The following is a 25,424-nucleotide window of genomic DNA, read 5'->3' on the forward strand; positions in this document are numbered from 1 at the left end:
GGAAGGGCGAGTGTTGTTCTGGCCCCGGGAGCTGTCCGAGGCGGGCGTCGCCCGGATCCTGCTGGTCCCGTTGACCACCGCGAAACTCCGGGAGTTCGCGACCCGCACCGGCAGCGACCCAGCTGCCGAGGACACCCGGCTGGCCTGCCTGGACGAGGTCTTCGAGGAAGGCGGCGCGATCCACTGGCCGCCGGCGCGCAACGAGCGCTGCTGGTGCGGATCGGGCGGGAAGTGCCAGAAATGCCGCGGCCGCCCCGCAGCCACCTGACCAGCACTTATCTCCCCTCGGGAGCAAATCGCGGCACTCGTTCGTTCACTGGGTATGGCTGTCGTGTTCCTGCTCTACGTCATCGCTGAAGTCGCCGCCATCTGGGCGGTCGGCTCGGTCGTCGGTGTGCTCGGCACGATCGGCTTGCTGATCGCGGGCGCGTTCGTGGGCTCGTGGCTGGCGCGTCGCGAGGGCGGCAAGGCGATGCGCGCGTTCATGGCGACCGCGCAGTCCGGCCGCAATCCGGAGAAAGAGCTGACCGACGGCATGCTCGTCGCGCTCGGCGGCGTGCTGATCATGGTCCCCGGTTTCGTCAGCGACGTGCTGGGCCTGCTCTTCCTGCTGCCGCCGACCCGCTCGATCGCCCGGCGGTTCTGGCTGCGCCGCGCGGAGAAGCGCGCCATCCGGTACGCCAACCAGCGCCGCGGTCCGGTGATGGTGGTGGACAGCGAGGTCGTCGCGGAGGAACCGCGGCAGGCGAAGAACCACCCGGTGATCGAAGGCCGGATCGTCGAAGGCTGAGCCTTTGCCACAATGACTCCCGTGGAGCGGCTGGAAACGACTTCCGCGGTAAGCGCCCGCATGAGCAAACAGAAGTCCCGCAACACCGGGATCGAAATGGCGCTGCGCAAGATCCTGCACGCCGCCGGGTACCGCTACCGAGTGCACCGACGTCCGGTGAAGGGCGTCCGCCGCGAGGCTGACCTGGTCTTCGGCCCCGCCCGGGTAGCGGTTTTCGTGGACGGCTGCTTCTGGCACGGCTGCCCGGAACACGGCACCTGGCCGAAGAACAATGCCGATTATTGGCGGACCAAGATCGAAACCAACCGCCGCCGGGACGCGAATACCGACGCGCTGCTGCTCGAAGCGGGCTGGCTGTCGGTGCGAATCTGGGAACACGAAGCGACCGATGTCGCCGCGTCGCGGGTGATCGAGACCGTGAAGGAACGCCGGCCCCATTAATGTTGGCCCCATGCCTGAACCGGGTCAGCCCACCGCCGCGGAGTTCTTCGCCGGCATCGGTCTCGTGCGCCTAGGCCTCGAACCGGCCGGCTTCGACGTCGCGTGGTCCAACGACATCGAACCGGCGAAGCAGGCGATGTACGAGGCACACTTCAACGACCGTGGCGCGCACGAGTACGTGCTAGGCGATGTCGCCGCCCTCCGCGGCACCGATCTGCCCGCCGGCCTCAGCCTGGCCTGGGCTTCCTTCCCCTGCACAGACCTTTCGCTGGCCGGCTGGCGCCGCGGCCTGGCGGGCTCGCACTCGTCGACGTTCTGGGAATTCACCCGCATCCTCGACGAACTCGGCCCAGACCGCCCGCCCGTCGTAGCGCTGGAAAACGTCGTAGGCCTAGCGACCAGCCACGGCGGCGACGACCTCCGCGCGGCGATCCGCGAACTCAACCGCCTCGGCTACTCAGCCGACGTCCTCACCCTGGACGCCCGGCGGTTCGTCCCGCAGTCCCGGCCGCGGTTGTTCATCGTCGGCGCGCAAAATCCTCCCTCGGACTCGCCTGCTCCGTCGCCGCTCCGCCCCCCTTGGCTTGCGCTCGACCCTTCCTTGCGGACACATCGCGCCGCCCTGCCCGCGCCGCCACCTCTGCTGGTCGCCGGGCTGTCCGCCGCCGTCGAACGCCTCTCCGCCGATGACGAACGCTGGTGGAACCCGCACCGCACTTCGGGGTTCATCGGCTCGCTGTCGCCGCTCCAGTTGGAACGGCTTACGCAGCTCCAGGCGGGGAAGAAGCTGGTGTACCGAACGGCGTACCGGCGCACGCGGAACGGGAAACCAGTGTGGGAAGTCCGGCCGGACGACATCTCCGGCTGCCTGCGAACCGCGCGCGGCGGGTCGTCCAAACAGGCCGTGGTGCAAGCAGGCCGCGGCTCAGTGCGGGTCCGCTGGATGACGCCCCGCGAGTACGCCCGGCTGATGGGTGCGGGGAAGTACGCACTGGATGGACTACGGAACAACCAGGCGCTGTTCGGCTTCGGGGACGCGGTGTGCGTGCCGGTGGTGCGGTGGCTGTCGGAGAATTACCTGATGCCGTTGGCTCGTGGGGAAATGAGTCTTGAAGCCGCTGGCTAACGATAAGCTGCTGTCACTCTTTTGCGCAGCTAGGCGGCGCGCCGCATGCGCGTTTGACGGATTTTGTCGGTCCTTCGCACTACTGTCGAACACGTGTTCCAGTTAGCTCATCGCATCAGCGACCGCGGCCACTGCCTCCGGCAGCGGAACGTGTTCCCAGATGCGAACCACGTTCCATCCCGCTTCGCGCAACGCGCCGGTCACCAGCTCGTCCCTGGCCATGTTGCGTTGCAGCTTCGGCGTCCAGTACCACTCGTTGCTCGTCGGCTGCCGTCCGTGCTCGGGACACACATGCCAGAAGCAGCCGTCCACGAAGACGGCGATCTTGCGCGCGGTGAAAACGATGTCCGGCCGCACCCGGACGCCTCCGTCAAGCACCAGAGGAAGATCCTTCCGGTACCGGTAACCAAGCCGATGCAGTTCCTTGCGGAGCGTCACCTCAGGCTTGGTGTCCGTGCGGCGGTTCGCGCGCATGTTCCTCGAACGACCCTCGCTGGCAGGAGCAGGGTAAAGCCCCTTGGCGTGCGCTTTGCCTCGAGCGTCGCTGCCTGCCATCGACACCCCTTCCCGCAGGGTTCAAGCCATGAGGAAAGATACCGTTCCGCGCCCAAGCATCTCGCGCGAGCCTTGAGGAGGTTGCTGTGAGTGAGACCTTCGAGGTCATCGAGATCTGCGCTGGCGCCGGCGGTCAGGCACTGGGCCTGAAAAAGGCTGGCTTCACTCATCGGCTCGCGATCGAGCTCGACCACAACGCGTGCGCGACTTTGAGGGCCAACTTCAAGGGCGAGGAGGACATCGTCCGAGAGGGCGACGTCGCCGATCCCGACACGTGGGTACCGGAGGATCACCGGCCGGACAAGGAGGCGGGGTTACCAGAACTCGCGCTCCTAGCAGGCGGCGTTCCGTGCCCTCCGTTCACCATCGCTGGCAAGCAGCTGGGCGCGAACGACGAGCGTGATCTGTTCGCCTGGGCCGTGGAGCAAGTCAACGTCATCAAGCCGCGCGCTGTGATGCTTGAGAACGTCCGCGGCCTGAGCATGCCCCGTTTCGCCGGCTACCGCCAACATGTGATGGACCAGCTCGTGAGCTTTGGTTACGTCGCCGAGTGGCGGCTCCTGCACGCAGCCGGATTCGGCGTGCCGCAGCTCCGGCCACGTTTTGTACTCGTCGCACTCCAGAAGGAGTACGCGGACCACTTCTCCTGGCCGGAAGAGTCCGAGCACGAGGTCACCGTCGCGGATGCCATCGGAGATCTGATGGGCAAGCACAACTGGGAAGGCCTCGAAGACTGGAAGAAGAAAGCCAGCAAGATCGCCCCTACCATCGTCGGCGGTTCGAAGAAGCACGGCGGCGCGGATCTCGGACCGACTCGAGCGAAGCGCGCATGGGCCGAACTCGGCGTGGATGCGATGGGCCTCGCCGACGACGCACCAAAACCGGGTGATAAATTCGAAGGAAAGCCCGGACCCAAGCTGACCAACGAGATGGTAGCTCGCATTCAAGGCTGGGCAGAGGAGTTCGGCGACTGGGAATTCACTGGCCGGAAGACCTCCAACTACCGGCAGATCGGCAACGCATTCCCGCCACCCATGGCATTCGCCGTCGGGAAAGCAATTATGAGGGCCTTGCAGAAGCAGGGGAAAGTCAGCGACCGGCAGGTAAACCAGGAACATGACCCGGTTTATCGAGCCCTGCGAAAAGCCGGTAAATTCGTCACGGTAGAGGACCTCAAAAAGGAATACGGACTTCAGCTGGATATTCCAGAGCTGGAGAAACGAATCAGCCTGATCAGCCAGGACTTCGAGGTGAAGATCCACGAGGGCGCCAAGGGCGTCGAGTACAAGCTCGGCGACTTCAAAGCATTCGTCGGCCAGGACGACCATGTCCGGCACGAGGCGTTTCAGAAGAACCGGACCAAGATCAGCTGAGCCCGAGCGCCTGGAGCCGCCGTCAGACTCGCGGCAGGTCGGGTGCAGGCCTTGTGAGCTGTTCGCCTGGAGACGCGACCACCCACTCCTCACCGTCCAGTTTCACAGAAGGACCTAGGTCGTTCGCAGCCTTCGGTCGCAGCCGAACGCTGACGAACTCGCCTTCACCCGGCTCAGCTACACTCAAGGCCTTCGCGACGTTAACGTGGTTGACATAGTCGCCAAGGATGACGATTCCTTCGCGTTTCAGGATAGTGCGTGCCCCACCATTTCCTCGAACGCGCTTCATATAGTCGGCCTGCATAGCGACTGTGGCGACGACGTTACGCGATACTCGCCTTCCTGTGGCTACGCGAAACAAGGCGTTGACTCTCTGCTGGCCAAACCGCGATGCGAAGATTTGCTTGATTTCAGCCTCGTTGAGGTGCAACAGCAAGTTCTCCTGCAGCGGAGCATCACGAAAGATCCAGCGAACCTGCCCCTTACCGTAGGTGCTGAGGGTGCGCTTACCATCCCGGTTCTGGCTGATCCCCAGATATTCCCGCCTGGCTCGCACCAGACCCACACACCACCGAGACGCCTCGTCGCTGGCCCACACCACCATAAGAAGGTGATTATCGGCTTCCGGCGGAATCATCCAGGCACCGTTCCGCTGAGAGAATTTGCAATCGACGTCGATACCGCCAATCGCGTAGTCCATCGACACGCCACCGGTGAACTCGAACTCTCGCTGAATGTTGATCTCGATCAGCGTGCCAGCGTGCGTCTTCTCGGTCTTGTGCAACTGGTCCCAGCGGTAGCGGCCAGTGTTCTGGCCATCGAGCAGCATGTCGATGCTCCGCCGGATCGCTCTCCCGAATCGCCGCCCGTCCGGGTCGGCTTTACAAAGGATCGCAGCGACCTCTTCGAGTTCGGGATCCGGGTCCTGACGGACAGGCTCGCTCCACAACTCTGCTTGGCCACCCTGCCCATCGTCCACCATGCGACCGACATTAGTTCGCTCCGCGGCCCACCCGCAGCGATTCGCCGAATTCCACGCTCACCTGTTGCGTGCCGCGATGTGCCGCATCAGCGCCTCGACGTCCGCTGAATCCATGCCGGCCACTGCCGCCGGTTCATCGTCTGGGTCGCCGAGCTGCCGCACGGCGGAGTCGTCGAGGATCCTGCCCATGAAGTCGAGCTTCTCGTTGAGCCGCAACGCAACGACCTCGTCGATCGTTTCCCGCGCGGTGAGGATGGTGACGTTGGTTTTCGCGTCCGGTGCCAGGCCGAGCCTATGGATCCGGTCCAAGCTCTGCAAAAAGCGCCCCGCTTGGAAGTCGCGGTCGACATAGACCGCGTCATGGCAGATCTGGTGCAGGCTGATCCCCTCACCAAGCGTCGCCGGGTTGGAAATCAGCACCTGGCACGCCGGATCAGTCCGGAACCGATCGATCTGCTCCTGGCGGTCCGGTGTGCCACCGTGCACCACCGCAGGCGAGAAGTCGGCGAGCAAGCTCTCCAGGGTGGTGATGCTGCGCACGAAGCTGGCCCAGACAAGAGTCTTCCGTCCTTGCGCCGCGTTGCCGGCCACGATCGCGAGTGCTTCCTGATACTTCGGCGGTACCTCGTATTCGCCCAATGAACCGAGCAGCTCGTAGAGCGGGTTTTCGGGAGGTACCTCCAGTGGAGGGACCTGCAAAGATATCGGCTCGTAGCGAGAAGCCCCTTGCGAGAGCAGGGCAGGGCTGGTCGCGGCCATGATCATGCGAAGAACAGTCCTCCCCAGCGAGTCGAAGTCCGACCGGCTCCGTTCCGCGCGCGCAGATGCGAATTGCCCCAGAAGCGCGTCGTAGATCTCCCGATGCAAAGGAGGCATGTCGACCGCGCGAACCCGGAGGCTGACGGGCGGCAGACCCAGTTCTTGTTTCGTCGTACGGGCATACATCGGCTTCAGCGCACGGCTGGCGTAGTCCAGGTTGCCGCCCGCAACGGCCTGGCTCACCACCCGCCGGCCACGACCGGGCCAGACGAAAGCGAGCAAGCTCTCCAGGTCGCGGGCTCCGTTGGGGGCCGGTGTGCCGGTCAGGATCAGCCGCGCCTTGCTCAACGGAGCGAGCGACATGCAGGCCATGCCGTAGACGCCGGCCGTGCCCAGCTTCATCCGATGAGCCTCGTCGAGAATCATCAGTGCAGGACCCGCGTTCAGCCAGTCCGCCAAGGTTTCAAGCGAGCGGCCAAGCCTCTCGTAGTTGACGATCAGCAAGTCCGCGGCGCGGAAACCAGCTCGGCCCAGAAATTTCACGGCAAAGCCGTCGTCGAAACACTCCTGGCTCTCGTCCACCCACGCTTCGTACGCGGACTTCGGGCTGACCACCAGCACGCGGTCGACCTTCCGCTGTTCCCGCAAAGCCGAAAACACCGCGAGCGCAACGCGAGTCTTGCCGGCACCGGGAACGCTGAAGTTCGCCCCGTGTCCCAGAGAGAGAAGCTTGGCGACGTCGCGGCGCTGGAATTCCGTGAGGTCCGCCGTCCACCTAGAGCCGAGGACCTCGGGGACATCCTCCGAGGAGACCTGGTTGCTGCCCAGATCTCCGGCCAGGATCTGCTCCGACCGTTCCGCGTCTTCGAGCAAGGCCAGAGCCCGGGTGCGAAAACCCTCTTCCCAGACGACCGTAGCACGTTCAGGCCAGTGCGCCAGTTCTTCGAGACCAGCCAGAAACTCGTCTATCGGCACCTGGGCAGCCAAGCGGTCCACCATCCGGCCGCCTGGAAACCGCGCCATCAAGCTGGCCAGCGATTCCCGGTAGGACGGTTGCGTACGGAGTTCTGCACGCGTCCGGGTCTGGTCAAAGGCCAGCACCAGGCTGGGCGACGATTCAGCCACTCAGGAACCAGACTCGAGCATCACGTGGCGCAGCCAATCGACGCCCTCGCCAGGGTCATTGACCGTGCGCGTTCCTTCAACCGCCAGTCGGCGAAGAACCTTCTTCAGCTTCAGCAGCGCGTCGTTGAACGCTTCTTCGTCGAGCGATCGGTCGGCACGCGACATCACCAGGTCTGTCACGCACTGCTGCAGCTGGTCGGTCGCGGCAGTGACCCGGTCCGATACTTTTCGCTTCTTCTTCGTCAGTGTCTGATCGCTGCCGGCGAGCTTGATCGCGTTCTCCACCAGGCTGTGAACTTCTGTCCAAGAATCGGGTGTTCCGTCGGCGGTAGCCGACTTCTCAGCTACCGCGCGCAGCACCTTGTCAGTGAACGCTCTGGCCGTAGCGGCTTGGCTGGACCCCGACTTCACCGACCTGCCCAATCCAGGGATAGCGACTTCGGCTGACTCGCTCTCGGGGATGAATCCATCCGGCAGCCGGGGAGAGAGGTAACGGTCCAGGAAATCCGGCTCGATGAACCGGACATCTGTCTTGGAAAAGTCCAGCGCGATCGCGGCGAGACGGACTTCCTTCAGGACTTCAGCATCGTCCGGCCTGACCGCTTTGACCTTCTGGTAGGTACGTGCCAGCTCCCGCATCTTCTCCTGGTCGCGCTCAAACTCGATGAGCGGGATGCGCCGCCCGTCGGCCTCGCTGCGCTCGATCATCGACTTGATCGCGGAGAAGACCCACAAGTCCTGCTCGCACGCCGACGCTGTACTGCGAAAAGTCTGCGCGATAGCTGGCATCGGGACGCCCTGGCTGACCAGTTCGTCAATAGCCAGCAGCCTGTTGATGTACGAGTAGTCGCGCCGATGTTCCTTCCGCAGCTGGAGAGATAGCTCAACGTCTCGCACATCTGACCAGTCACAGGAGGCCGGCAGCACCGCAACGCGCATCGTCGCTTCAGGACCGTGAAGCTCCATCAGCGCAGCACGGCGGGTGTTCCCATTGACGAGCACACCGTCGACGGTCGTCAGCCCTGGCTCGGTCTGTTTGTACTCCCGGAGACTATCCTTCAGCTCCATGAACGCGGGATCGATCTGCGTCGGGTCCGCCGACAAATTCTTCAGAAGCTTGTCGAGGTACTGCTGGCTTTCGACAGACCAGGGGTCTTCGTCCACCAGTGCGTCAAGCCGCGGATCGTGGCTGCGTTGTGCGCGGACCCGGTGGGTCGCCGGGTTGTAGTAGAGGTCCCCGATTTTCACCTCGACGACATCGAGGTGGACCTGCTTGCCGCGCCAGTCGACGGTCTGGGTTTCCCGCGGGCCGGTTGAGTCACCAACCTCCTTGAGCCGGCGCTCGATCAGACTCCGGATCTCGTCAGCTCGGGGCGGTTGCCCATAGTCTTTGATCATCACCACTCCTGCGCCGGCCACGGGCTTCCCGACAGAAACGATATCCCGGCCCTAGCCCGGGCCCGCCTCAGTCCAAGCCAATCGCACTGCGGACACTGGCCCGCGCCTCGGCCGGCAACGCGCGATAGCTGGCCCACACGCGCTCGACCTCCCGAAAGTCCCGTTCGCCGGCTTCGATCCAGCTTGCCAGGACCCGCTGGTCCTTCTCGCTCAAGCCTTTCGCCCGAGCTTCCACCCCGGCGGCGTCCGCGACCAGCTTGTTCCCTCCGAGCCGGCACCTGCGGCACTCGGCTACAAGCTGCACCGCCACGCCACCGTCCGGAACTCGTACCTTGCGGCGCGCGATATCGAGCTGCGCACCTTCACCCGTATCTTCATGCACGTCACCGGGAGTAATACCGCACGAGCGGCACATGTTGTCGTCATGGGCGATGATCTCCCGGCGGCGCGTGGCCCCGATGGCCGGCGCATGCGACGGCCTGGACGTCACCCCCTTCTCCCACACCGGCTGGCCCTGCTTCACGAAGCGCTGCTCCGGGGCGGCCAGGGTGACGTCCTCCCGGTTCGTGTCGATGCGCCATCCGAAACTCCGGAGATCCCGCATCCGCCGGTCGATCTGCGAGACACCGGGAAAGGTGTCGCGCAACTGGGCCTTGGTGAACTTGTTCCCTTCACCAACTTCGGAAACAAGCCACAAAGCAACCCTTTTCATGGTGCCCAGGTTTTCATCCTGCCACGAAAGCGGCATCTCTCCTCCGTCACGCGCGAGTCCGGCCGTAAAGCCCTTCTTCGCCGATTTATACCAGCAACCGGAGAACCTGTCTGCAACTGCAGACATAATGCAATTATTGCAAAAAGTCATCATCGCAGCGATTATTGCAGTAAGAATCGATTCTTTACTCGGTAAAATTTCATCATGCGGACTTGCCGTTCCGTCCTGCGAAATATTATAAATATCGACTTATCGACCCGGGAATCAGCGACCGGCATAGAACGGATCTCCCGGCCACGTACGCGTACCGAAGCGCCGCGAAGAGCGCGTACGCGACCGACACTCCGTACATAAGACGCGTACGCGACCGACACTCCGTACATAAGAACTGTTGCCGCTTCGCATGCGAAGGCTGCTAGGCTCGCCGCGCACCACCATCACAAAAATTGAGCACCGGAGACTTGAGCACCGGAGACAGGGGGCCGCGCCGGAGCTAACCGACCATCGAAGCAGTACCTCCATGAGCTAGACCTCGCGTACTCAAACCCATTGGGAAGCAACGGGTCTAGTGGCACAGGAGGTTTACTGACACTGCTACCGCGCCCGGTCTTAAGCCATCGCGCAGCCGGTCTTAGGCGCGCGCTCCGCAATGACCTGGACGTCGGCACCAGCACAGCCAAAACCGGAATCAGAGTTCATAAAAGGAGCTCGAGGAACATGCCAGCCTTGGGGCAAGTCGGTAAACGGCTCGGACGCCCTCCGACCCCGGAAGTAATCGCGTTCGCGACCACGCTCAAGAAACTGTATCTCCGCCTGCCGAAGCAGAGCATGGTGCGCAACGCTGCCATCCTGCACGTATCACAGCCCGCGCTTTCCCAGTACCTGAACCTGGCAAGGGTCCCGCCCGCGCCCTTCCTCAAGACGATCTACCTGACGGCCGCAGCCAGGAGCCCCGAGGGCGAACTGCCGTGCGGTTTAAACGAACTCATCGAGATGCGCCGCGCGGCCAAAGGGAGCCTTTCGCACGCCGGTACGCGGGATCAAGACGCTAAGAATGGCGTGGCGCACACCACAGCCTGCGGTAAACCAGCAGGAAAAAAGGACCGGCGCAACGGCAAGTCGTGCCACCCGCGGGACCGGCGCAACGGAAACCGCGTCGCGTCGCCCGAACCGGGCGGCGGCGTGAACGAAAACGAAAACGCGTGGCCCGCCTCCGGTGATCCACGCTCCAAGGTCGATGACCGGAAGGTTCCGTCGAGAACCACGCCCGCCTTGGCCGCCGCGGACATGATCTCGGCAGCGCTCGCGTCTCTGCAGCGACGCGACTACGCGACCGTGCGCGAACTGCTTGAGCAAGTCGAACCGTTACTACACAGGGTAACTGCCGCTTGAGCATGACATCCCGTGACCTCGGCGAAGACAGACTACGGAAAGAGCCAATTGGGCACTTACTGTGAACGACGCTTGTGGAACATCTCACGCACCCGCATAAGCAGTTGGCGGGAATGCGCCCGGGCTCCGCCGCGCGACCTTTTCCGCGGACACCCCGAGACGGGACTGACCGAGTTGCCGGCATGCGATCGGCCAGCCCCATCCCTTCGAACACGACCCAACGGCTAGGAAGGCCATGTTCTATGGTCAATAGTAAGCGTGACCTGCACCGGAAGCGGCCGGGCCGGGGAATCATCACTCCGTCCGGCAGTCGCTGGAAGCGGAAGATCGCCCGTACCAGCGTCACCATTCGCCGACGCTGGAAGCAGATCTGCAAGGCAGTCGAGAGCCCTTGGTTCAGGATCATGACGATGCTCTTCAGGCTGCTGCCACTGATCATTCCCCTGACTCACTGGCACTGGTGACCCGCGCGGAGCACTTCGGCCTGCGTGCCGGCGTGAACGACCTTCACGCCGGCACGCAGGCTAGTCCGCCCCAGTCGGCTTAGGAATGTCGAAGTACCCCGACAACCGCACCGCCGGCGCGTACTCGCCCTTGACCTTCACCTTCCCCGTCACAAACATCGCCGCCACCGCCGCGTTCCCGGTAGCCATCCGGATGAAGTCCTCCACCGCCACCGTGATCGTCGTGTCCGGAGTGCGGGCCAAGTCCGTGCTCGACACGCACAACCCGTCCTCGATCACCGTTTGGTAGCGGTCGAAATCGTCTCCTGCGGGGAAGCGCCAGGAGACCACGATGTCCACGTGGCGGGCCCGTTCTGGGCGGAAGTGTTCCGACATCCGGCGGAAGATCTCGTCCAGGAAGACCGCGCGCAGTTCGTCGTGGTCGGCGATGCCTTTCAGCTGTTCCCGGGTCGCCGCGGCCACGACATCGACCAGGGACTGCGTGGTCAGCGAGGCGATATCGATGCCGGCTCCGGCCGTGCCGAGCATGTGCAGCGTCTCCAGGACCTGCACGAACTGTTCCGGGGTCAGTTTGCCCACCTCGAGAGTGCGGGCGAAACCGTTCACCGCGTGCTCACCGGGTGAGTGCGCGGCACGCATGCGCGAGCGCCAGCGGGACACCGGAGCGGCTCAGGCCGGTCGGGGGAGGTCGAAGTGGCCGACCAACCCGGCTGCGAAGGCCAGGTCGCCCTTGACCTTCAGTTTTCCGGTGACGAACAGGACCGCGGGCGTTGCCTGGTGGGTGATGATGCGGAAGAAGTCCACGGGCGAAAGCGTAATCGTCACGCGGGGTTTCTCGCGCATTTCGCGGGACACCGTGCAGGTTCCGTCGGAAAGCACCGTCTCGTAGCGGTCGTAGCCGCCCTCGCCGGTGCCGCCGGACAGCCGCCAGTGCACCACCGCGCGCAATGACTTCGCCCGGATGTGCGCTCCCATGCGCGCGAAGATCTCGTCCAGCACCCGCTCGCGCAGCGGACGTTCGGCGACCACGGCCTCCAGCTGGGCCCGCGACGCGCGTGCGACGAGCGTGGCGAACTTTGTCGGGTCGACCTTGTCCAGCGAGAACGCCGGCACCTGCTCCGAAAGCCGCATCAGCGCCTTCAGCAGCCGGTTCATGTCGGAGCGGCCCAGTTCGCGGGGGTCGATGGCGTCCGCGACCGCGTTGACGTCGAGCGCGCTCGCGTCGACGGCTTCGGTGCGGTCCAGCGCGTCCAGCAGCGCGACCCCGCGCAGGCCGGCCAGGTCAGAGCTGGTCGCCTCCGGGTTGTCGGCCATCTTCCACCCCTTCCGGAACTTTCCGCCGTAAGGCTACCGGTGAGTAGGTAGCGCGGCAAGCAACGCCGCCGACCTGGGGACGGGTACCGTCCGTGCCAGCGAGAGGGAGGAAACAACCACCGTGTCCGACGAAGATCAGCGCCCACCCGAGCGAGCGAGACGGCTCCCGAGGGCGGTCCGTGAACGCCAGATCCTGGACGCCGCGGTGCAGGTGTTCTCCCAGCACGGCTACCACTCGGCGTCGATGGACGAGATCTCCGAGGTCGCGGGCGTCTCCAAGCCGATGATCTACACCTACCTCGGCTCGAAGGAAGACCTCTTCGGCAAGAGCATCCAGCGCGAGGCGACCCGCCTGCTGGAAGCCATCCAGGCCGGCGTGCAGCCCGATCTGCCGCCGGACATGCAGCTGTGGCACGGCCTGCGGTCCTTTTACCGCTTCGTCGCCGAATACCGCGAGTCCTGGACCGTGCTGCACCGCCAGGCGTTGACGGTCGGCGGCGGGTTCGCGGCGGAGATCACCGCGATGCGCACGCGCGCGATCGAACTGGTCGCGGCGCTCGTGGTCGCCGCGGGCACCCGCAAGGGCCTCGGCGAGCAGACGGAGTTCTCCGGGCCTGGATTGGCCGCGGCGCTGGTCGGCGCGGCGGAATCGCTGGCCGACTGGGCGCTGGACCACCCGGAGATCTCCGACGGCGTGCTCGCGTCCTGGCTGATGAACCTGGTCTGGCTCGGGTTCAACGACCTGGTCGAGGGCCAGGTCTGGAAGCCCTCAGAGGGCTGAGATCACCCCGTCCAGGTGCGGTTTCGGCTTCCGGGCGTGCCACAGCTCGAAGGCCCACCCGTCGTCGGTCTGCCAGGTCGTGAAAGCCGCGCGGCCGGGCAGCAGCACCGGCTGCTTGAACCGCACCGCCACGCGGTACGCGTCCGGCAGCCGGCCTTCGAAGGACGCCAGTGCGTGCGCCTTCGTCCACATGCCGTGCGCGATCGCCTTCGGGAAGCCGAACAAGCGCGCGGTCAACGGGTGCAGGTGGATCGGGTTGCGGTCGCCGGAGACCTCGGCGTAGCGGCGGCCGATGTCGCCGGGGACGTGCCACAGCGCGGACGGTTTCGGGGGCGTCAGCTGGGTGCGCGGCCCCCCGGAACCCGAGCCCGAGCCGGTGCGGCGGAGGTAAGTCGACACCTCGCTCCACACGGTGTCCGCGCCGGAGTGGACCTCGCTCACCATGTCGAACTGGCTGCCTTTTTCGTGCGGGCGCAGGTTTTCCGCGCGCACGCTCACCCGGAACGTCTCGCCCAGCAGCAACGGGCGGTGCTGGGTGATCTGGTTCTCGACGTGCACCAGACCCAGCAGCGGAAACGGGAAACCCGGTTCGGTCATCAACGCCATCTGCAGCCCGAAGACCAGCATGTGCGGATACGTCGCCGGAAGCTCGTCCGAGAAGCGGAATCCGCAGACTTCGTTGTAGGCCGCGACATGTGCCGGGTCGATGACGACCTCGGGGCGCACCAGCTCCGTCGTCGGGAGGGTCGAGCCGCCGCCGCGGCGCAGCAGGGCTTTCGGGTACAGCGTCGCCAGGCTCGGCGCGCTCGTCACTTCACGAACGGCCATCCCTCACGCCCCCAGCAGCGCCTGGCCGCACACGCGGACCAGGTTCCCGTTGACCGCCGCCGACGCCGGGTTGGCATACCAGGCAATGGTTTCCGCGACATCCACCGGCAGTCCGCCCTGTCCGAGACTCGACAGCCGACGCCCGGCCTCGCGGATGAACAGCGGTACCGCGGCGGTCATCTTGGTCTCGATGAACCCGGGCGCGACCGCGTTGATCGTGCCGCCGTACTCCGCGAGCTGCGGCGCGCCGACGTTCACCATCCCGATCACGCCCGCCTTCGACGTCGCGTAGTTCGTCTGGCCGACGTTGCCCGCGATGCCCGCGATCGACGAAACCCCGATGACCCGGCCGTTTTCGCGCAGGATCTTGTCGCCGAGAAGCTTGTCGTTTACCGCGAGCTGCGCGGCGAGGTTCACCGCGATCACCGAATCCCAGCCGCCCTCGGTCATGTTGCCGAGCGTCTTGTCGCGAGTGATGCCGGCGTTGTGCACCACGACATCCACGCCGCCGTGGCGCGAAGTCAGGTACTCGGCGAGCTTGGCGGGCGCGTCCGCGGCCGTGATGTCCAGTTGCAGCGCCGAACCGCCGATCCGGTTGGCCACGGTGGACAGATCGCCGCCCTGTGCGGGGATGTCCAGCGCGACCACGTGCGCGCCGTCGCGGGCGAGGGTTTCGGCGATCGCCTCGCCGATGCCGCGTGACGCACCGGTCACCAGCGCGACCTTGCCGTCCAGCGGCTTTTCCCAGTTCTCCGGCGTGGGCGCGGTCTTGGCGTGCGTGCCGACGCGGACGACCTGGCCGTCCACGAACGCCGACTTCGCCGACAGCAGGAACCGCAGCGTCGACTCGGCCGCGTCCTCCGCCCCTTCGGCGACGTACACCAGCTGCGCCGTCGCGCCGCGCTTGAGTTCCTTGCCGACCGAGCGGACGAACCCTTCCAGCGCGCGCTGCGCGATCCGCTCGCGGCCCTCGGCCAGCTCCGGGGGCGTGCCGAGCACGACCACCCGGCCGGATGAACCGACCTTGCGGATCACCGGGTGGAAGAACCGGTAGACCTCACGCAGCTGTCCAGGGTCCTTCACGCCGGTGGCGTCGAAGACCAGCGCGGCGTGCCGGTCGGCGGGCGCGCTGATCACCTCGATGCCCGCCTCGGTGAGCTGCGCCCGGACGGTCTTCTCCAGCCGTCCGCCCGGCGCGGCCCCGAGAAGTGCGGGACCCTCGAGTGCGGGCTGGCCGGGACGGTACCGGCGCAACGTCGCGGGGTTGGGCAGGCCGAGCTTCGGCACCACGAATTTCCCCAGCGGGGTCTTCGTGAACTGCTGGTACCTGTCCGCCATCACGTGCCTCCCGTGCAGTCTGCGTCACGTCGCAGTCTAACCTACTCGCTAGTAGGTTACAGTGTGAAAGGCACGACTCCAGAGAGGTGGACGGCATGGCGACCAGGAAAACCCCGGCGGTGCGCAAGGTCGCGATCGTCGGCGGGAACCGGATCCCCTTCGCGCGGTCGAACGGCCCGTACTCCCGGGCCTCGAACCAGGACATGTTCACCGCCGCGCTGGACGGTCTGGTCAGCCGGTTTTCGCTGCAGGGCGAGGTGATCGGCGAGGTCGCCGCCGGTGCGGTGCTCAAGCACTCCAAGGACTTCAACCTCGCCCGCGAGAGCGTGCTGGGCAGCAAGCTCTCGCCCGCGACGCCGGCCTCGGACGTCCAGATGGCGTGCGGCACCGGATTGCAGGCAGTCATCAACGTCGCCCACAAGATCGCGCTCGGGGAAATCGATTCGGCGATCGCAGGCGGCGTCGACACGACGAGTGATGCTCCGCTGGCCGTGAACGCCAACCTGCGCCAGATCCTCGTGCAGCTCAACGCGGCGAAGACGCTCGCCGACCGGCTCAAGCTGGTCGCGAAGATCCGCCCGGGCCACATCGTGCCGGAGATCCCGCGCAACGCCGAACCGCGCACCGGGCTCTCGATGGGGGAGCACGCCGCGCTCACCGCGCAGGTCTGGGACATCACCCGCGAGGCGCAGGACGAACTGGCCGCGACCAGCCACCGCAATCTCGCCGCCGCCTACGACCGCGGCTTCTTCGACGACCTGGTCACGCCGTACCTCAAGCTCGCCCGCGACCAGAACCTCCGCCCGGACTCCTCGGTCGAAAAGCTCGCCAAGCTCAAGCCGGTCTACGGCGGCCCGGACGGGACCATGACCGCGGGCAACTCGACCCCGCTGACCGACGGCGCGTCGACCGTCCTGCTCGCGACCGAGCAGTGGGCGAAGGCGCACAAGCTGCCGGTGCTGGCGTACCTGACGTTCAGCCAGACCGCCGCCGTCGACTATGTCCACGGTGACGAAGGCCTGCTGATGGCACCCGCGTACGCGGTGCCGCGGATGCTCGAACGTGCCGGATTGACGTTGCAGGACTTCGACTTCTACGAGATCCACGAGGCGTTCGCGTCGCAGGTGCTCGCCACGCTCAAGGCGTGGGAGGACCCGGCGTTCGCCAAGGAGAAGCTCGGCCTCGACGCGCCGCTCGGCTCGATCGACCGCACCAAGCTGAACGTGAACGGGTCCTCGCTGGCGGCTGGACACCCGTTCGCCGCGACCGGCGGCCGGATCGTCGCGACGCTCGCGAAACTGCTGAACGAGAAGGGTTCCGGGCGCGGCCTGATCTCCATTTGCGCGGCGGGCGGCCAGGGCGTCACCGCGATTCTGGAGAAGTAAGCGCATAAGAAAAGGCCGCCTGGGCAGCCGGGCGGCCTTTTCTTATGCGTCAGTCGGTGATCGACTTTTCGGCGCGCTTGGCCAGTTTGTCGGCGCGTTTGCCCGCCTTCTTCGCCGCGCGCCGGGCCCGCCAGCCCAGCGACGGCTTGCCCGCCGTGTCGCCCGCGGCCAGCAACAGCCCGCCTGCCAGCGACGCGTTCTTGAAGAACTGGATCTGCTGGGCCTGCTTCTCGCCCGGATCGCTCAGTTGCCAGAACCGGTGCGCCGACAGCGTCGTCGGCACCAGCGAGCCGAGCAGCGCCACCGCCGCCAGCCGCGGAGCCTTGCCGCTCGCCAGCGCGAGTCCGGCCCCGATCTTGACCGCCGCGTCGATCCGCACCAGCGTGGCCGGATCGCGCGGGACCTGGTCCGGAACCAGGCCCTCGACCTTGTCGAAGGTCTCGGTGAGGAACGGTTCCGCCGCCTTCGCGTGGCCCTGGGTGTCACGCAGGGCACCGATGCCGCCCAACACGAAGATCGACGCGAGCAGTGGACGTGCCACCCGGCGCAGTATCACGGTCTCGCCTCTCTGGTCTGGAATCCCTGTAGAAGAACCTACAACCGGGATTGCCCGCCACGCTCCTCGCCGAACCGAGCTAGCGATACCTAGCCAAATATTGCTCTCATTCTAGATTTCCCTAGACAGTTCTAGCGGTCCTCGGGCTTGACCTTGACGCTACGTCAACCTCTACCGTCGAAGCCGTGGTCAGGACGGAATGGTCGATCCAGGACATCGCCCGATCCGCGGGCACGACGAGCCGGACCCTGCGGCATTACGACGCCGTCGGGCTCCTGCCGCCGACGCGGATCGGCAGCAACGGCTACCGCTACTACGACGAGGACTCGCTCGTCCGGTTGCAGCGGATCCTGCTGCTGCGCGAACTGGGACTTGGGCTGCCCGCGATCGCCGAGGTGCTCGACGGCCAACGCGACGGCGTCGCTGCCCTCGAAACGCACCTGGCGCTGCTGGAGCGAGAGCGGCAGCGGATCGGGCGGCAGATCGAGTCCGTGCGGACCACGCTCCAGAAACTGAAGGGAGGTGAACAACTCATGGCAGAGGAAATGTTCGACGGGTTCGACCACACCCAGTTCGAGGAAGAGGTCACCCAGCGCTGGGGCGCTGACGCCTATCGCAAGGGCGACCAGTGGTGGCGGTCGCTGTCCGAGGACGAGAAGAAGGCCCACCAGCAGGAACAGGTCGACATCGGCTTCGCGTTCGGAGCCGCTCGCGACGCTGGTCACGACGCCCGTTCGGCCGAAACGCAGGCTGTCACCGCGCGGCTGCACGAGTGGCTGAAGCCCACCGGGATGGAGATCTCGAAGGGCTACTTCGCCGGTCTCGGGCAGATGTATGTCGACGACCCGCGGTACGGCTCGTACGACGAGAAGCACGGCCCCGGCACGGCCGAGTACATCCGCGACGCGATGAAGATCTACGCGGAGCGGAACCTGACGGACTAACGCTCCGTCAGAAGGTGCGCTGGGGGTAAGGATGGACGGGGCTGCAGACCCGCCATCCTTCTAACAACACGCGCTAGGTATCTATGGCCAAATATCGGGCTGTCCCTAGATACCTCGATACGGTGACAGAGTGGACCCCATCCGCAACCCCTTCGCGCCCGGCGCCGGGCAGCGGCCGCCCGAGCTGGCAGGCCGGGAAAGGGAGCTGAAGGCGTTCGAGGTCGTCCTTGAACGCGTCGCTCGCGGACGGCCGGAGCGCAGTCTCGTGCTGACCGGCCTGCGCGGGGTCGGCAAGACGGTGCTGCTGGGGGAGCTTCGGTCGATGGCCGTCCGGCACCGGTGGGGCGCGGGCAAGATCGAAGCGCGGCCGGACGCGGAACTGCGGCGTCCGTTGTCGGCAGCCTTGCACCGGGCGATCCGCGATCTCGCCGTGCGGCATCGCGCACCGGACCGGGTCGAGGAAGTGCTCGGGGTGCTCAAAGCGTTCGCGCTCAAAGCGAACAAGCCGGACGCGAAGCTGCGCGACCGCTGGCAGCCCGGTATCGACGTGCCCGCCGCGCAGGGCCGGGCGGATTCCGGCGACATCGAAATCGATCTGGTCGAGCTGTTCACCGACGTCGCCGAGCTGGCCGCGGACGTCGGCACCGGCGTCGCGCTGCTGATCGACGAGATCCAGGATTTGCAGCCGGACGACGTCTCGGCCCTGTGCGCGGCTTGCCACGAGCTGTCGCAGTCCGGCGCGCCGCTGGTCGTCGTCGGGGCGGGGCTGCCGCATGTGCCCGCGGTGCTGTCGGCCTCGAAGTCGTACTCCGAACGGCTCTTCCGTTATTCGCGCATCGACCGGCTCAGCCGCGAGGACGCCGACTACGCGGTGCTGGCTCCGATCGAGCGCGAGGACGCCGGGATCGAACCGGAGGCGCTCGACGCGCTGTTCGACGCGTCCGGCGGTTATCCGTATTTCATCCAGGCCTACGGCAAGGCCGCTTGGGACGCCGCGCCCGCCGACCCGATCACGGTCAAGGACGTGCAGGTCGCCGCGCCCGAGGCGGAGTCCGAGCTGGCGGTCGGGTTCTTCGGATCGCGCTACGAACGCGCGACGCCCGCCGAACGCGAGTACCTGCTCGCGATGGCCGAGCTGACCCAAGGCCGGGACGAGGCCGCGGGCACCGCCGATGTGGCCGTCTACCTGGGACGCAAGCCGTCGTCGCTGTCGCCGGCACGCGACAGTCTCATGAAGAAAGGCCTGGTCTACTCCGCTGAACGCGGGCAGATCGCCTTCACCGTGCCGCATTTCGGGCACTACCTGCTCGGCCGCGACTGAGCGGATCTTCCCTTCGCTACCGCTCTATGCGGCTGCCTAGGTCTTTCTAGTGATTCTGCTAGATATCCGTAGAGGGCGTTAGCGCGTTAGCGGCTTGTGACCGCCAACACGCGATCTGTCCGGTGATCTTCAGGAGACTGCCGATGATTCTTCGGCAAGTGCCCCATGTCACCGTAGATTCGTTGGCTTCCTTGTGAAAAAAGGTGCATACTAGAGACACAGCCACCGAAGACCTCCGAAGGGGATGCAGAAGACAATGAGCAACATCGCCGCCAAGCTCCGTGCCCGTCGCGCCGAGGCTCGCACTCGCCGGGCACTGAACCGGGCGATCGACACCGCGGCCACCTCCACGGTCCGCCAGGAGCTCATCGCCCTCGCCCAGGCGCGTCAGCCGTTCATGCGCTGACCTGCACAAACAACCTGTTGGTGGGTCACTCACGCGAGTGATCTAGACCACAGCGAACGCTGGGTGTAACGCCGCGGAGAGCCGCGTCGATACCCACTACGACCCCGTGATGCTGGCGGACCCCCGACCTGGCAGCATCACGGGGTTTCCATATGTCTGGACCAATTCCGCCACCGGTCCACCACCGGGGGAATTCCCTTGCCCCGAGCGGGCGACAGGGCGATGCTTGACTCAGTCAACGATCGAGTCAAGGTGGTCCCCGTGCCGGATTCCGTCCTCACCGAACGCGTTGCCACGGTTCGCGCTTTCAACCGGCTCTACACCGGCGTGATCGGCGTCCTCGACGAGGGACCGGCCGACGCCGAATACTCGCTGAGCGAAGCGCGGGTGCTGTTCGAACTCGCCCAACAGGACCAGCTGCAAGTCAGTGATCTGCGCAAACGGCTGTCCCTCGACGGCGGCTACGCGAGCAGGCTGCTCAGCAGGCTGGAAACCCGCGGTCTCGTCACCCGCGAACGCTGCGCGGACGACGCGCGCCGCCAGCTCGTCACGCTCACCGAGGACGGGCGCGCCGCCTTCGCCGATCTCGACCACCGTTCGGCCAGCCAGATCGGCAGCCTCCTCGACCAGTTCGCGGACGCCGACCAGCGCCGCCTGCTCGGCGCGATGGGGACCATCACCGCGCTAGTCGGCGAATCGGCACCGGAACCGACAGTCGCCCTGCGCGCCCCACGTCCGGGCGACCTCGGCTGGGTGGTGCACCGGCACGGCGCGTTGTACGCCGACGAGTACGGGCTCGACGAACGCTTCGAAGCCCTCGTCGCGCGCGTGATCGCCGATTTCGCCGAACACCGCGACGACCCGCGCCAAGCCGGCTGGATCGCCGAACTCGACGGCGAGCGAGTCGGCAGTATTTTCTGCACCCCCGGCGACGAAGGCGGCACCGCGAAGCTGCGGCTGCTTCTGCTGGAACCGGCCGCGCGCGGACACGGCGTCGGCAAGCGCTTGGTGCGCGAATGCGTCGAATTCGCCAGCGCACAGGGGTATCGGTCGATGGAGCTGTGGACGCTGTCGCTGCTCGCCGCCGCGCGCGGGATCTATCGCAGCGCGGGTTTCGAGCTCGTCGGCGAGGAAGAAACGGACGCGTTCGGCCCCCTCGTGACCGGCGAAACCTGGCGGCGGGAGTTATAGATGTTCGTCTTGTACTGCGCCGTGTGCGATCGCCGCACGCTGCTGGGCGTCGACGAGGTCGACTGGGTCGAAAACCTGACGCGCGGCGTGATCTCGGTGTCCGGCCACTGCCCGCTGGGCCACGACGCAGTGATCCTGACCGGAGACGCGTTCACCCCGCACGCGGACCCGAGGTATTTCGGGCCCGCGCCGCGAGTGTGGACGAAACCAGTGCACCGCCTGCGCGGCTGGCTGCGCACCCGGTTCGAGATGAGCCGAGACCTGCCCGGCCCGTTCTATCGTTTCTGACGCCCCATCAAGTAAAACTCGGGATTCGGCTTGAGCGCGGTCAGATGCGCGAGCCGGTTGGACATCGCGAACAACGCGGTGATCGCGCCGACGTCCCAGATCTCGTCCTCGGTCAGCCCCGCCTCGCGCGCCAGCGCCAGGTCGCCCTCGCCGAACAACGCGGAATCGCGGGACAACGCCAGCGCGAGATCCACGATCGCCCGGCCGCGCTCGTCGAGTTCGACCTGCCACGGATTCGTCGCGACCTGGTCGGACAGCTCCGGGTCCTTGGCGCGGATCCGCAGGATCGCCCCGTGCGCGACGATGCAGTAGGTGCAATGGTTCGCACCGGAGGTGGCTACGACGACGAGCTCGCGTTCGGCTTTGGTGAGTCCGCCGTCGCGTTCCATGAGCGCGTCGTGATAGTCGAGAAACGCCCGCAGTTCGGCGGGGCGGTGGCCTAGGGCGCGGAAGATGTTCGGCGTGAAGCCGGATTTCTCCGCGATGGCACCGATGCGCTCGCGGAGATCGTCGGGAAGGTCTTCGAGTTCCGTCACGGGGAACCGGCTCACGGGGTTGGTCATGCCGCCCACGCTAACCCGCGCGGTTCGCGCACGGGAGGGGGCGCGGTTGCCCGCACCGACTGACCCCGGATGCTCACCGTTCACCCGGAAGGGGTTTGCTTACCCGGTGAACTGGACCGCGTACGTGGACGGTTACTGCGAGCGCACCGCGCCCGGACTCTGGGGAGAGCCGCTCAACGACCTGGCCAACCTGGCCTTTCTCGGCGCCGCCGGGATGGTCTGGTGGCGGGCCGACGGGCAGCGCACCGGGCGGGTGCTCGCTGCCCTGATCGGGTTGATCTTCGTTGCCAGCAGCGTCTTCCACCTGGTCGCCACGCGATGGGGAGCGGTCGCCGACTCCGCCGCCATCCTGCTCTTCACCTTGTTCTACGCCGCGGCCTTTCCGAGGGTCTTCTTTCAAGCGAAAGCCAAGTGGTCCTGGCTGGGGGCACCAGTATCCCTGGCGATCACCGGCGCATCGGCGGCGCTTGGGGGCGGGCTGTATCTGCCAGCGCTCGTGGGCCTCGCCGGGTTCGCGGTCGCGTTGGGGATAAAGCGCGATCCGTACTGGCTGCACTTCGCCATGGCCGCCGCGGTGTTCGCGTTGTCGTTGTCTTTCCGCACCATCGACGGGGTGATCTGCGGAGACTTCCCGGCAGGAACGCATTTCCTCTGGCATTTGCTCAACGCGGTAGTCCTGTACATCGTCGCGAAGGCGATGATCGGCAAGACACCAGAGGCCCCCGCGCCGGAAGACGACGCGGGGGCCTCTGTCTAAAAAGGACTCAGTGCGCGCCGATGGGGCGCAGGTCCTTGTCGTTTTCGTCGGCGTGGTAGTCCTCGGGTGCGGTTTCGTCGTTGCCGGGACTCCACTTCAGGGCCCGTGCGATGACCGAGACCACCGCGGCTACCACGATGTTCGCGATCAAAGCCACGAAACCGGGGTAGATCTGCACCGCGGCGAGACCGGTGCCGCCGAAGGGGTGCCAGCCGAAGATCGACAGGTTGCCCATCGCCAGCGCAGAGCCGCCGAAGTGGTGTTTTCCGTTGGCGGGGTTGGGGATTCCGTACAGCATGATCAAGCCCCAGCCCATCCCGACGATCCAGCCTGCGATGAGACCCGCCTTGTGGAACCAGCGCGTGTACAGGGCGATCGCCACCGCGGGCAGGGTTTGCAGGATCAGCACGCCGCCGATGAGCTGCAGGTCGATCGAGAACTGCGGGTCGATCAGGATGATCACCAGCACCGCACCCAGCTTGACCACCAGCGACGCCAGTTTGGCCTGCTTCGCCTCCTGTTTCGGCGTCGCGTCCTTGCGGATGTACTCCTTGTAGATGTTGCGCGTCCACAGGTTCGCCGCGGCGATCGACATGATCGCGGCGGGCACCAGGGCGCCGATGCCGATCGCGGCGAAGGCGATGCCCGCGAACCAGTTCGTGAACTGCGAGTCGAACAGCAGCGGGACGATCGTGTTGCCGTCCGGCTTTCCCGTGGCGGCGTTCTTCAGCGGCTTGACGCCCGCCGAGATCGCGACGTAGCCCAGCAGCGCGAGCAGGCCCAGCACGAACGAGTAAGCAGGCAGCGCCACCATGTTCCGCTTGATCACGTTGCGTCCGCGCGAGGCGAGCACGCTCGTGAGCGAGTGCGGGTACAGGAACAGGGCGAGCGCCGAACCCAGTGCCAGCGTCGCGTACTGCAACTGGTTGCTCGAGGTCAGCAGGATCGAACCGGCGGGCTTGCCCGTGTTCGGGTTCGGCTTGGCGAGCGTTTCCTTGGCGGTGCTGAAGATGTGGTCCCAGCCGCCGAGCTTCGAGGGCAGATAAATGACTGCCACGATGATCACGATGTAGATCAGGATGTCCTTGACGAACGCGATCAGCGCGGGCGCGCGCAGGCCCGACTGATACGTGTAGAGCGCCAGGATGATGAACGCGACCAGCAGCGGCAGGTGCCCGACGATGCCGGAACCGTTGATGCCCATCGTGCGCAGCACGGCTTCCAGGCCGACCAGCTGCAACGCGATGTACGGCATGGTCGCGACGATGCCGGTGATCGCGACCAGCAGCGCCAGCGTCGGCGAACCGAAGCGGCCGCGGACGAAGTCGGCGGGGGTCACGTAGCCGCGCGAACGGCTGACCGACCACATGCGCAGCGCGGGCAGCAGGACGATCGGATAGACGACGATCGTGTAAGGCAGCGCGTACAGGCCGAGCGCGCCGGCGCTGAACACGAGCGCGGGCACGGCGACGAAGGTGTACGCGGTGTAGAGGTCGCCGCCGAGCAGGAACCAGGTGATCCACGAACCGAACTTGCGGCCGCCGAGGCCCCATTCGTCGAGGTGGTCGAGGCTGCCGCCGGCTTTCCACCGCGAAGCGACGAAGCCGAGCACGGTGACGACGACGAACAGGAACGCGAAGACGATGAGTTCGACCCACTGGATGTTGCTCATCGGGCGTCCCCCTCGTCCAGGTCGTCGACGCTCAGCTCGTCCCGGCCGCCACCCCGCGGCTTGTTTTTGGTGGCCAGGTAGACGATGCCGGTGCACAGCACGCCTGCCACCACGAACGCCAACTGGAACCAATAGAAGAACGGAAGGCCGAACAGCCGCGGCCCGTCGAAGTTGAACAGCGGCGTGACCAGGATCAGCAACGGGATCAGCAACAGCAGGTTCCAGGCACTGAACTGGAACCCGCGCACCCGACCGCCCGGTTTGGCAGTGGACATCGAACCTCACCTAACACTCACGTGACACGCGACCGCCTGACCCTAGACCTCGGTCATCCCGCCGTCATACGACTTCGATATCGATTCGATCAGCACTACGAACACGTTCCAGGGTGTGGACAACCTCGGGGACAACCCGCTCCGGCGCGGCCCCGGCAAGCCGTGCGCTACCCCTATCGGCGGGACCGGGCCGCCTCGAATGCCCCAAGAGCTTGTGCCGGACGGTGGTTGTCCACGGGGTTCGGCAGCTTGTGCACAGAGTTATCCACAGGCAGTGGACAACTCTGTGGCTAAACTGAACGGCATGGTCCGCGTGCCCCTCACCGACGAAGAACGCTCCCGCGGCGAGCGGCTCGGCCTGGTGCTGCGCGCCGCCCGGGCCAGCCGCAGCATGGTCGACGTGGCCGCCGAAGCGGGCATTTCGGTCGAAACCCTGCGCAAGATCGAAACCGGCCGGATTCCGACGCCCGCGTTCTTCACCGTCGCGGCGATCGCCGACGCGGTGGGCATGCCGCTCGACCGGCTGCGCGTCGCATGCGAGGGCGACGCGGCGGCGTTTTCGCAGGCCAGCTGACGTTTCGTGGGCTGATCGGGCAGTGCCGCGAGGCGGTTGAGGCAAAGCGGGTCGATCCGGCCGCCGAGGGCAGCGCCAGCGAGCAGATCGGGCAATCCCCAGCCGCGTGATCCG

The 25,424-nt window shown here is 66.0% G+C and carries 28 protein-coding genes; 15 read left to right on the forward strand and 13 right to left on the reverse strand.

The window, feature by feature from the left end:
• The first annotated feature begins 10 nt into the window (after positions 1-10).
• Genes L3Q65_RS35370 through L3Q65_RS35385 form a run of 4 tightly spaced genes read left to right on the forward strand, consistent with a single transcriptional unit; the run spans position 11 to position 2,357 of the window.
• Positions 11-268: a hypothetical protein gene (locus tag L3Q65_RS35370; RefSeq protein ID WP_237597633.1), complete on the forward strand. Its 258-nt coding sequence runs from the start codon at positions 11-13 to the stop codon at positions 266-268.
• Between the two features lie 54 nt (positions 269-322).
• The gene (locus L3Q65_RS35375; RefSeq protein WP_037808993.1) at positions 323-790 is read left to right on the forward strand and encodes an FxsA family protein; all 468 of its coding nucleotides are present in this window, start codon (positions 323-325) and stop codon (positions 788-790) included.
• Positions 791-802: 12 nt separating this feature from the next.
• Positions 803-1,231 carry a very short patch repair endonuclease gene (locus tag L3Q65_RS35380; protein ID WP_101436811.1) on the forward strand — a complete coding sequence of 143 codons (429 nt, stop codon included), beginning with the start codon at positions 803-805 and terminating at the stop codon, positions 1,229-1,231.
• A gap of 10 nt (positions 1,232-1,241) precedes the next feature.
• Positions 1,242-2,357 carry a DNA cytosine methyltransferase gene (locus L3Q65_RS35385; protein ID WP_237597634.1) on the forward strand — a complete coding sequence of 372 codons (1,116 nt, stop codon included), beginning with the start codon at positions 1,242-1,244 and terminating at the stop codon, positions 2,355-2,357.
• Positions 2,358-2,459: 102 nt separating this feature from the next.
• Here the strand turns inward: L3Q65_RS35385 and L3Q65_RS35390 are convergent, their stop codons facing one another.
• Positions 2,460-2,912, reverse strand: coding sequence for a very short patch repair endonuclease (locus L3Q65_RS35390; RefSeq protein ID WP_370648141.1), 453 nt, complete (start codon positions 2,910-2,912; stop codon positions 2,460-2,462).
• 86 nt (positions 2,913-2,998) lie between these two features.
• Between L3Q65_RS35390 and L3Q65_RS35395 the strand changes: the two genes are divergently transcribed.
• Positions 2,999-4,285, forward strand: a complete 1,287-nt coding sequence (locus L3Q65_RS35395) for a DNA cytosine methyltransferase (RefSeq protein WP_237597636.1) — start codon at positions 2,999-3,001, stop codon at positions 4,283-4,285.
• 22 nt (positions 4,286-4,307) lie between these two features.
• Here the strand turns inward: L3Q65_RS35395 and L3Q65_RS35400 are convergent, their stop codons facing one another.
• The 4 genes from L3Q65_RS35400 to L3Q65_RS35415 all read right to left on the reverse strand — a co-directional run bounded on the left by L3Q65_RS35400 (position 4,308) and on the right by L3Q65_RS35415 (position 9,387).
• Positions 4,308-5,267 (reverse strand): NaeI family type II restriction endonuclease, encoded by a 960-nt coding sequence (locus tag L3Q65_RS35400; protein WP_237597637.1) that lies wholly within the window; start codon positions 5,265-5,267, stop codon positions 4,308-4,310.
• A gap of 57 nt (positions 5,268-5,324) precedes the next feature.
• Positions 5,325-7,151, reverse strand: a complete 1,827-nt coding sequence (locus tag L3Q65_RS35405) for a DEAD/DEAH box helicase (protein WP_237597638.1) — start codon at positions 7,149-7,151, stop codon at positions 5,325-5,327.
• On the reverse strand, positions 7,152-8,549 hold the full coding sequence (locus tag L3Q65_RS35410) for a transcriptional regulator (RefSeq protein WP_237597639.1): 1,398 nt from the start codon (positions 8,547-8,549) through the stop codon (positions 7,152-7,154).
• A gap of 67 nt (positions 8,550-8,616) precedes the next feature.
• Complete coding sequence (locus L3Q65_RS35415; RefSeq protein WP_237597640.1) at positions 8,617-9,387, reverse strand: hypothetical protein; 771 nt, start codon at positions 9,385-9,387, stop codon at positions 8,617-8,619.
• 591 nt (positions 9,388-9,978) lie between these two features.
• Here L3Q65_RS35415 and L3Q65_RS35420 point away from each other — a divergent pair.
• Positions 9,979-10,653, forward strand: a complete 675-nt coding sequence (locus tag L3Q65_RS35420; protein ID WP_237597641.1) for a hypothetical protein — start codon at positions 9,979-9,981, stop codon at positions 10,651-10,653.
• A 524-nt stretch (positions 10,654-11,177) separates the two neighbouring features.
• Here the strand turns inward: L3Q65_RS35420 and L3Q65_RS35425 are convergent.
• Both L3Q65_RS35425 and L3Q65_RS35430 read right to left on the reverse strand, forming a co-directional pair.
• Positions 11,178-11,756, reverse strand: coding sequence for an alkyl sulfatase C-terminal domain-containing protein (locus L3Q65_RS35425; protein WP_182892920.1), 579 nt, complete (start codon positions 11,754-11,756; stop codon positions 11,178-11,180).
• Between the two features lie 30 nt (positions 11,757-11,786).
• Positions 11,787-12,431 (reverse strand): SCP2 sterol-binding domain-containing protein, encoded by a 645-nt coding sequence (locus tag L3Q65_RS35430; protein ID WP_237597643.1) that lies wholly within the window; start codon positions 12,429-12,431, stop codon positions 11,787-11,789.
• A gap of 121 nt (positions 12,432-12,552) precedes the next feature.
• Here L3Q65_RS35430 and L3Q65_RS35435 point away from each other — a divergent pair, with 121 nt between their 5' ends.
• Positions 12,553-13,212 (forward strand): TetR/AcrR family transcriptional regulator, encoded by a 660-nt coding sequence (locus L3Q65_RS35435; RefSeq protein ID WP_037808998.1) that lies wholly within the window; start codon positions 12,553-12,555, stop codon positions 13,210-13,212.
• Here the strand turns inward: L3Q65_RS35435 and L3Q65_RS35440 are convergent.
• Entirely contained in the window at positions 13,201-14,040 is an 840-nt protein-coding gene (locus L3Q65_RS35440) for a MaoC/PaaZ C-terminal domain-containing protein (protein ID WP_182892922.1), read from the reverse strand. The genes L3Q65_RS35435 and L3Q65_RS35440 overlap by 12 nt on opposite strands.
• Before the next feature lie 3 nt (positions 14,041-14,043).
• Complete coding sequence (locus tag L3Q65_RS35445; protein WP_182892923.1) at positions 14,044-15,378, reverse strand: 3-oxoacyl-ACP reductase; 1,335 nt, start codon at positions 15,376-15,378, stop codon at positions 14,044-14,046.
• 95 nt (positions 15,379-15,473) lie between these two features.
• Here L3Q65_RS35445 and L3Q65_RS35450 point away from each other — a divergent pair, with 95 nt between their 5' ends.
• Positions 15,474-16,763, forward strand: a complete 1,290-nt coding sequence (locus tag L3Q65_RS35450; RefSeq protein ID WP_043831675.1) for an acetyl-CoA C-acetyltransferase — start codon at positions 15,474-15,476, stop codon at positions 16,761-16,763.
• Between the two features lie 49 nt (positions 16,764-16,812).
• Here L3Q65_RS35450 and L3Q65_RS35455 read toward each other — a convergent pair whose 3' ends face one another.
• Positions 16,813-17,319, reverse strand: a complete 507-nt coding sequence (locus L3Q65_RS35455; protein WP_182892924.1) for a DoxX family protein — start codon at positions 17,317-17,319, stop codon at positions 16,813-16,815.
• 185 nt (positions 17,320-17,504) lie between these two features.
• Between L3Q65_RS35455 and L3Q65_RS35460 the strand changes: the two genes are divergently transcribed.
• The 5 genes from L3Q65_RS35460 to L3Q65_RS35480 all read left to right on the forward strand — a co-directional run bounded on the left by L3Q65_RS35460 (position 17,505) and on the right by L3Q65_RS35480 (position 21,469).
• Positions 17,505-18,263, forward strand: a complete 759-nt coding sequence (locus L3Q65_RS35460; RefSeq protein WP_237597644.1) for a MerR family transcriptional regulator — start codon at positions 17,505-17,507, stop codon at positions 18,261-18,263.
• A gap of 130 nt (positions 18,264-18,393) precedes the next feature.
• Positions 18,394-19,584: an ATP-binding protein gene (locus L3Q65_RS35465; RefSeq protein WP_182892926.1), complete on the forward strand. Its 1,191-nt coding sequence runs from the start codon at positions 18,394-18,396 to the stop codon at positions 19,582-19,584.
• A 256-nt stretch (positions 19,585-19,840) separates the two neighbouring features.
• Positions 19,841-19,990 carry a hypothetical protein gene (locus L3Q65_RS35470; RefSeq protein WP_162836041.1) on the forward strand — a complete coding sequence of 50 codons (150 nt, stop codon included), beginning with the start codon at positions 19,841-19,843 and terminating at the stop codon, positions 19,988-19,990.
• Positions 19,991-20,212: 222 nt separating this feature from the next.
• Positions 20,213-21,181, forward strand: coding sequence for a GNAT family N-acetyltransferase (locus L3Q65_RS35475; protein WP_370648142.1), 969 nt, complete (start codon positions 20,213-20,215; stop codon positions 21,179-21,181).
• Positions 21,182-21,469, forward strand: coding sequence for a hypothetical protein (locus L3Q65_RS35480; RefSeq protein WP_182892928.1), 288 nt, complete (start codon positions 21,182-21,184; stop codon positions 21,467-21,469).
• Here L3Q65_RS35480 and L3Q65_RS35485 read toward each other — a convergent pair.
• Entirely contained in the window at positions 21,457-22,032 is a 576-nt protein-coding gene (locus tag L3Q65_RS35485) for a peroxidase-related enzyme (RefSeq protein WP_182892929.1), read from the reverse strand. The genes L3Q65_RS35480 and L3Q65_RS35485 overlap by 13 nt on opposite strands.
• Positions 22,033-22,138: 106 nt before the next feature.
• On the opposite strand from L3Q65_RS35485, the gene L3Q65_RS35490 reads away from it, so the two are divergent.
• Positions 22,139-22,789: a hypothetical protein gene (locus L3Q65_RS35490; protein ID WP_237597646.1), complete on the forward strand. Its 651-nt coding sequence runs from the start codon at positions 22,139-22,141 to the stop codon at positions 22,787-22,789.
• A gap of 7 nt (positions 22,790-22,796) precedes the next feature.
• Here the strand turns inward: L3Q65_RS35490 and mctP are convergent, their stop codons facing one another.
• The gene (mctP, locus tag L3Q65_RS35495) at positions 22,797-24,461 is read right to left on the reverse strand and encodes a monocarboxylate uptake permease MctP (RefSeq protein WP_182892931.1); all 1,665 of its coding nucleotides are present in this window, start codon (positions 24,459-24,461) and stop codon (positions 22,797-22,799) included.
• Positions 24,458-24,736, reverse strand: coding sequence for a DUF3311 domain-containing protein (locus tag L3Q65_RS35500; protein WP_182892932.1), 279 nt, complete (start codon positions 24,734-24,736; stop codon positions 24,458-24,460). Before L3Q65_RS35500 ends, mctP begins: the two co-directional genes overlap by 4 nt.
• Positions 24,737-25,040: 304 nt before the next feature.
• Here L3Q65_RS35500 and L3Q65_RS35505 point away from each other — a divergent pair, with 304 nt between their 5' ends.
• Positions 25,041-25,310: a helix-turn-helix domain-containing protein gene (locus L3Q65_RS35505; protein WP_182892933.1), complete on the forward strand. Its 270-nt coding sequence runs from the start codon at positions 25,041-25,043 to the stop codon at positions 25,308-25,310.
• Positions 25,311-25,424 lie beyond the last annotated feature (114 nt).

The organism is Amycolatopsis sp. FU40 (assembly GCF_021903635.1).
Taxonomy (GTDB): Bacteria; Actinomycetota; Actinomycetes; order Mycobacteriales; family Pseudonocardiaceae; genus Amycolatopsis; species Amycolatopsis dendrobii.

Excerpts from the sequence above, each read along its gene's own strand:
- L3Q65_RS35375 (WP_037808993.1), top strand. The coding sequence starts at position 323 with ATGGCTGTCGTGTTCCTGCTCTACGTCATCGCTGAAGTCGCCGCCATC.
- L3Q65_RS35380 (WP_101436811.1), top strand. The coding sequence starts at position 803 with ATGACTCCCGTGGAGCGGCTGGAAACGACTTCCGCGGTAAGCGCCCGC.
- L3Q65_RS35385 (WP_237597634.1), top strand. The coding sequence starts at position 1,242 with ATGCCTGAACCGGGTCAGCCCACCGCCGCGGAGTTCTTCGCCGGCATC.
- L3Q65_RS35390 (WP_370648141.1), bottom strand. The coding sequence starts at position 2,912 with ATGGCAGGCAGCGACGCTCGAGGCAAAGCGCACGCCAAGGGGCTTTAC.
- L3Q65_RS35400 (WP_237597637.1), bottom strand. The coding sequence starts at position 5,267 with ATGGTGGACGATGGGCAGGGTGGCCAAGCAGAGTTGTGGAGCGAGCCT.
- L3Q65_RS35410 (WP_237597639.1), bottom strand. The coding sequence starts at position 8,549 with ATGATCAAAGACTATGGGCAACCGCCCCGAGCTGACGAGATCCGGAGT.
- L3Q65_RS35415 (WP_237597640.1), bottom strand. The coding sequence starts at position 9,387 with ATGTCTGCAGTTGCAGACAGGTTCTCCGGTTGCTGGTATAAATCGGCG.
- L3Q65_RS35420 (WP_237597641.1), top strand. The coding sequence starts at position 9,979 with ATGCCAGCCTTGGGGCAAGTCGGTAAACGGCTCGGACGCCCTCCGACC.
- L3Q65_RS35425 (WP_182892920.1), bottom strand. The coding sequence starts at position 11,756 with ATGCGTGCCGCGCACTCACCCGGTGAGCACGCGGTGAACGGTTTCGCC.
- L3Q65_RS35430 (WP_237597643.1), bottom strand. The coding sequence starts at position 12,431 with ATGGCCGACAACCCGGAGGCGACCAGCTCTGACCTGGCCGGCCTGCGC.
- L3Q65_RS35440 (WP_182892922.1), bottom strand. The coding sequence starts at position 14,040 with ATGGCCGTTCGTGAAGTGACGAGCGCGCCGAGCCTGGCGACGCTGTAC.
- L3Q65_RS35445 (WP_182892923.1), bottom strand. The coding sequence starts at position 15,378 with ATGGCGGACAGGTACCAGCAGTTCACGAAGACCCCGCTGGGGAAATTC.
- L3Q65_RS35450 (WP_043831675.1), top strand. The coding sequence starts at position 15,474 with ATGGCGACCAGGAAAACCCCGGCGGTGCGCAAGGTCGCGATCGTCGGC.
- L3Q65_RS35470 (WP_162836041.1), top strand. The coding sequence starts at position 19,841 with ATGAGCAACATCGCCGCCAAGCTCCGTGCCCGTCGCGCCGAGGCTCGC.
- L3Q65_RS35475 (WP_370648142.1), top strand. The coding sequence starts at position 20,213 with ATGCTTGACTCAGTCAACGATCGAGTCAAGGTGGTCCCCGTGCCGGAT.
- L3Q65_RS35480 (WP_182892928.1), top strand. The coding sequence starts at position 21,182 with ATGTTCGTCTTGTACTGCGCCGTGTGCGATCGCCGCACGCTGCTGGGC.
- L3Q65_RS35485 (WP_182892929.1), bottom strand. The coding sequence starts at position 22,032 with ATGACCAACCCCGTGAGCCGGTTCCCCGTGACGGAACTCGAAGACCTT.
- mctP (WP_182892931.1), bottom strand. The coding sequence starts at position 24,461 with ATGAGCAACATCCAGTGGGTCGAACTCATCGTCTTCGCGTTCCTGTTC.
- L3Q65_RS35500 (WP_182892932.1), bottom strand. The coding sequence starts at position 24,736 with ATGTCCACTGCCAAACCGGGCGGTCGGGTGCGCGGGTTCCAGTTCAGT.
- L3Q65_RS35505 (WP_182892933.1), top strand. The coding sequence starts at position 25,041 with ATGGTCCGCGTGCCCCTCACCGACGAAGAACGCTCCCGCGGCGAGCGG.